Source organism: Aquimarina sp. RZ0 (assembly GCF_008370685.1).
GTDB lineage: Bacteria > Bacteroidota > Bacteroidia > Flavobacteriales > Flavobacteriaceae > Aquimarina.
In genome coordinates this window covers 1-5955 of record NZ_VTZU01000138.1, presented here as the reverse complement: position 1 = coordinate 5955, position 5955 = coordinate 1, and the positions used below count along the sequence as shown (strand labels likewise).

The 5955-nt window shown below is 32.6% G+C and carries 2 protein-coding genes and 2 pseudogenes; 1 reads left to right on the top strand and 3 read right to left on the bottom strand.

Features of this window, described 5'->3' with window-relative positions; translation table 11 throughout:
* Positions 1 to 417 precede the first annotated feature (417 nt).
* Positions 418 to 3240 carry a M12 family metallo-peptidase gene (locus tag F0000_RS26275; protein WP_149627672.1) on the bottom strand — a complete coding sequence of 941 codons (2823 nt, stop codon included), beginning with the start codon at positions 3238 to 3240 and terminating at the stop codon, positions 418 to 420.
* A 702-nt stretch (positions 3241 to 3942) separates the two neighbouring features.
* A complete protein-coding gene (locus tag F0000_RS26270) occupies positions 3943 to 4560 on the bottom strand; it encodes a transposase (protein ID WP_149627671.1) in 618 nt (205 codons plus the stop codon).
* A gap of 378 nt (positions 4561 to 4938) precedes the next feature.
* Here F0000_RS26270 and tnpA point away from each other — a divergent pair.
* Positions 4939 to 5402: pseudogene (tnpA, locus tag F0000_RS26265) on the top strand (IS200/IS605 family transposase).
* 26 nt (positions 5403 to 5428) lie between these two features.
* On the opposite strand, the pseudogene F0000_RS26260 reads toward tnpA, so the two are convergent.
* A pseudogene (locus F0000_RS26260) lies at positions 5429 to 5955 on the bottom strand (transposase); the annotation flags it as partial.

Below are 5955 nucleotides of genomic sequence, written 5' to 3'. Positions count from 1 at the left end.
ATTTATAACTAAAAATTTCGCATATTCATCGTTTCTTTTTCCTTTCTACTTCGTTTAAAAAATAAACCGTAGCTATAGCTATGCTTGATTTTTTTGCCTTGCATAAAGAAAAAATAATTCAATGAATTTATACGAATTTTTTAATCACAAATCGTATAATACCATTTACCATCTGAATTTACTGGTATAAACTTATCATTTATAGTAGTATATCGTGATTTAAAAATAGCCCAATGGTAATGGTTACTTTAAAAAATACTTAAAATACTGTGGAACTTAAAAAAAACTTCAATTGGTCAGAATACTCTCAATTTTAGCTTAAATCCTAAAAATCTAAAAAGAGTTCAATAAAAAAGAGGGTGTCTGACTTTTCAGACACCCTCTTAGTTTTCTTCAATTTTACTTGGTAGTTAGTAGCTATTTTTTGATCAACTTTTTAGTAATTGATTTTTTATTACCATTAAATTGTATAAAATATACTCCAGAAGGTAAATCACTTACTGTAAGTTCTTCTTTATAATTACTTCCCGGAGGAGTTTCTATCAGCATTGATTTTAATGTTCTACCATTAATATCTCGGATAAAGAATCTGGAAGTTTTATTTTCTAAATTATTTATTTCTATGTTAAGAACATCTTCTGCTGGATTTGGATAAATTTTAATATCAGAATCGTTCAGAAGATCTGATGGTGTAGTTCCATCATATGCACGACTAGTGCCATTACAAGAGCCTAAAAATCTCCAACCATAAAAAGTTCTTTCATAAAGATTATTTCTATACGTTACTCTATCTCCTACAGAGTATGATCGATTATAACTCCATTCACTTACGTCTATACAGGAGAAATTAGTCACACAAACTTGAATAAACCTCCATCCACGAGTAAGTTTTTCAAATAAATAACCTCTATAAACAACTCTATCTCCAGTTGAATACGTTTCTGTTCTAGACCATTCTGGGACACCATCACAAGTATCACTGCCAGTATCGGAACATCTTCCTGAAACTATATAATTATTTTTATCGCATTCAATACTAAAGGTATTCACTGTCCCATCTTCAGAATCATTAGCTATCCAATCAGTTCCAACCGAAGTAGACACTTCTCTGGACTCATCTACGGCAATAGAAAACTGAGAAGTAGTCCCAATAAAATATTCTAATTCGCAATCCGTTTTGTTTTCAAAAGTAACCGTTACTTCATCTCCTTCATCACATTCTTCTACATTAGTACAATTACCTGAGAAGGTATAGGTATCTTTATCGCATTCTACAGCAAAAGTAGCAACTACTACATCTGTTGGGTCATTTATGGTCCAATTCGAACCTATTTCAGTAGATACTTCTTTAGTCTCTCCTGACTCCATAGAAAATTGAGGAGTATTATCAGTGAAATATTCTAAGATACAAGCAGAATTGTTTTCAAAAATCACAGTTACGGTATCTCCTTCATCACAAACTTCTACATTAGTACACGTACCAGAATACGTATAAGAATTCTTATCGCACTCAATAATAAAGTCAGAAACCTCTGCTCCAACAGGATCATTGATACTCCAGTTTGCTCCGATTGCAGTAGATACTTCTTTAGTCTCTCCTGATCCAATTGATAATAAAGATGTATTTCCTACTAAATACTCAAGAGTACAAGCAGAATTGTTTTCGAAAATTACGGTAATTACATCTCCTTCTTCACATACTTCTACATTCGTACACGTATCAGAAAATGTATAAATATTTTTTTTACATTCGATTGAAAATGTGGAAACTGATGCATTTGTAGGATCATTGATAGTCCAATTTGTTCCGATAGTGGTCGATACTTCTCTAGTTTCTCCTAATCCAATAGAAAATTGAGAAGTAGTACCCGATACATATTCAAGAATACAAGCAGAATTATTTTCGAAAGTTACGGTAGCGGCATCTCCATCGTTACACTCCTCTACATCTCCGCATACTTCAAGACATCTGGCAGCAGCAATTGTATTGCGGATTACGTTACCAGGCTGTACACCAAATCCTTTAGAGAAATTAATCCCTTCTCTAGTTAAATGACAGTAACTCATAATGGTTCCGCCTCCATCTGGTACACCAGGTCTTGCACAGTTTCCTTCTACAGATGAACAACCATCAATTGCTGTATTATTACCATTCCATACACAAGCTTGCGTATGATTAGATCCCAGATTATGTCCCAACTCATGTGCTATTACCTCTACAGTAAATGAAAATCTAGGGACTTCTCTAAAACTCTTGCCTATACCAGATACTCCATAACGAAAATTACGATTACACACACTATTCAGATATGCAACACCTCCTGAGAAATTATACGTTACAAAATGACCTAAATCAGAACCATTAAGTCCATTATTCTCTCTATAACGTGAATAATCACGCAATCCGCTAAAAGGGTTTTGTTCTGTCCACGCATTAATTTCTCCTATTTTGACAGTCATTTCATCATTAGCATATAATATCGCTACCTGATTAAAAACAGCTTGTAAATAGTCTGAAGCTTCCTGACTACCTCCCTTATCTCTTACGACATCATTACCTATATCAAAAAAGACTTTTACACAATTTCTTTCTGCTTTATTTAATGAAGGGTCTGATAACTGTTCTTCACTATATCCGGAAAAATCTGCTTCTGTATTACAGGTGAAATTATTGAGGTGTATTAAATTTTCGTCCTTATATATAATATGTTCAGCACTATTATCTAATTTACCTAGTACTAAATTACCCTTGTCACCATCGATACTGATAAGGCCCGTAACTTCTCCATCAAGTAAACTAATTGCCGCAATAGAATTAGGCTTACCCTGAACAATACCTCTATAGTGAGCTATTGTTTTATTAGGTTGAATACGCTTACCCGATGGCATTTCTACAAGCTCAAAATTATCTGAAGTGATATTAACTTTTACCAATTCCAAAATCATTGAAGATTTACTTTGTCCAGGAATTGCAAAATTCATAGTGCTTGGAGCATTTGAAGCCGTACTTTTAAGCTTCTGTGTATTTAAAGAAAATAAGGTGTAATCATTTTTAAGCTCTTCTGGAATCTCAACATTAGATTTTTGATTAGTAATTACAGAAAAAAGATCAATATTTGTAAATGTACTTTTTTTAAATTTAGCTTCAGTAATAAGTTGAAGTGGTTTTAAAGACTTGTTTTGAGAAAAGCCTATCGCAGAAAATAAAGCAATAAGCAATACTGATAGTTTAAGTTTCATTTTTTGAAAGTTTAAGTTTGTGTTGGTTTTTTAACCTAATGATTTTCAATCATTATTTAAAAAAAAATATTCTTGGGATAAAGTAATGATATAATTGGCAGTAAATTTGTAGTTATTTAGTATCTGTTATAATGTAGTTAGAATTCGTAAAAAAAACATATACACTTGACTAACAGCATATTACTTATAAATACAAAAAAAACACTCTACACAAGCTACCTTATCGTATATCTTCTACAAATTCAATTTTATTTCCTATTGCCCCCCATCTTTGGCGATAGTGATAAATCATCTACCTTAAACATTAAAACATATTTTAATTAAGAGACGTCTTTCTTTGTCTCTAGTTAATTTGTCTTCCAAAAAATATTAAAAAAACTCAGTATCTATATCCTGATTTAATTGTTTTAATGGATTTCCTGATTCACTTAATTTACTCAACTGAATATTTTGGTTGAAAAATTTTAGCCTCCTTGTCGGTAACACTGTTTATTACAAGTAAAATACTTTTTTTGCTCACTTTTAAAGTTTTACCTTAAATCCGCAATTAATCTTTAGGAGTTTGGCATGGTATATTTTGTTGTGATTTGAGCTTTAAATTTGTGTTTTTTATTGGTTTTTCTATTAATTCGACACAAAATCCCTTACCCATTTATTATCTTAGCTACTATGGGAAAGCCTTTTGATACATAAATCATAGTGTTATTCAGAGTTTAAAAAATCAATTAATTTTTGATTGTCTGTTGCAAGATGTGTGATCTCTCTTCTACCACTACGAGTAAATTTAGCAACGGTGTTTACAAATCTAAAGATAAACTTTTTTAGTCTTGAAGTTTTAGTGATTCCATTTACAATATCAGCAAAAAAGGCTACTATCCATTTGTAAATAATATGGGCAACTGCCATAATGATCAAATATACAGTGTTTTGATGTAGAAAGCTATGAGGCATAGAATTCCAATTAAAATCATTGTTTTGTATATCAAACACCCGCTCACTATCCCCTCTTTTGTTGTATAATTCAATAGCTTGTTTTTCAGATATTTGTTTGTCATTAGTAATGATAAACAAATATTTTTTACTGTCATTGGATAACAAACTTGCTTGTCCTGTTTTATTAGCCTGACGATACGCGATAATTCTATGGGTATATTGACCTAACTGATAATCAAAGCTAGTTATTTCATACTCTTGATAATTGATAGTGCAAGGCTTCCAGTCTGTTTGTTGTCCTGCTGTTTGAATTAAAACGGCAGAATTGTTTGCGCGTATAAAGAAATCAGCACCTTGTTGTTGATAGAAATCGGTAACTTCTTTGATATATTAACCACTATCCATCCGTGCTCTTTTAGGAAGATTTACCTGTTGTTCTTAGGTGATTAAAGATTCTTTGATGTGTTTGTAATTGAGCTGTTTTAACACTACAATTGCCATTTCTACCTTCTATATAAACAGGAATATTATTAACTGAAGTTTCGCACCCTCAATTTAGGCTTGTTGTCGGTTGTTTTCTTGGTGTCAGGAAATTAAATTCTTCGATGTTTGTTATTATTTTGGTGATGGTCAGTTCTATATCAAGATTATCAACGATCAATTCCAAAACAGCTATTATTTGCATTACTATCCTTAGTATCCTTTGGTTTAATCAATAGAATTCCCAGAGGCTCTGCCTCGGGTGTCGCGTAAAGATATTCATATATTTGTGGTTATAGTGATCATATTCACAAGAGTCATAACAAAAGCTTGCTTTTGTACCATTTTGTTTATCCTATAAAGTATAGGAGAAAAGTATTGAGTGATACAGTTTCTATCACATTCAAAGAGATTTGTTTGAAGATAGAGGAACGATATGAGATTCATTTTGTAGAAATAGGCTTAGATGGAGATCATGTTCATTTTTTGATTCAAAGTATTCCCACGAATGCGCCAAAGAAAATAATTGGAGCTGTAAAAAGTATCACTGCAAAAGAAATTTTTCGATTGCATCCTGAGGTGAAACAGATACTCTGGGGTGGAAAGTTTTGGACCAGTGGGTACTATGTGAACACAGTAGGTCAATACGCGAATGAAGAAGTAATAAAGAAGTAATAAAGAAGTACCTCCAGAACCAAGGGAAGTCAAAATACATTAAGTTACATCGAAATCAGCTGAAATTATTTTGATACCCCGATGGCTCTGCCTCGGGGTAGTTCATTTTATATTTAATGTATCCTTGTTTAAGTTCCCTGAAGAGCCCTCCAATAGTTTCATAGTCCTCCATTCGATATCGTATACTGGTGAGCAGGTATTGTATCATTGTTATTGTTGTTTGTGCTACCTGCAGATCAAAATTGGTAGATTGGCACTTACCAAGCTCAAAGAGTTGCTTCATTTCTTTAAAAAACACCTCAATGGTCCAGCGTATGTTATAGGTTTCTATCATTTTAATAAAACTCAGACTTGTATCTGTTGATACTATAGTGTGCCATTTCCCGTTCACCCCTTTTTTGGAAGGGAAGACCACTACCTGGACTCCATCGATCGTTGCACAATATTTCTGGTAGTAAAACTTCATTTTCCTGCACCTTCTTTGCTTTTGCTTTCTCTTTTTTTAGTGCTTTGATGGTCACTTCTTTATTTTCAATGAGCACAGTACTATTATATTTATACATCCCTATGATATGGACATTATTGTCCACTGATTTGAGTTGCTTGATCAAACTAAGGGAAGTAAAC

Excerpts from the sequence above, each read along its gene's own strand:
- F0000_RS26275 (WP_149627672.1), bottom strand. The coding sequence starts at position 3,240 with ATGAAACTTAAACTATCAGTATTGCTTATTGCTTTATTTTCTGCGATA.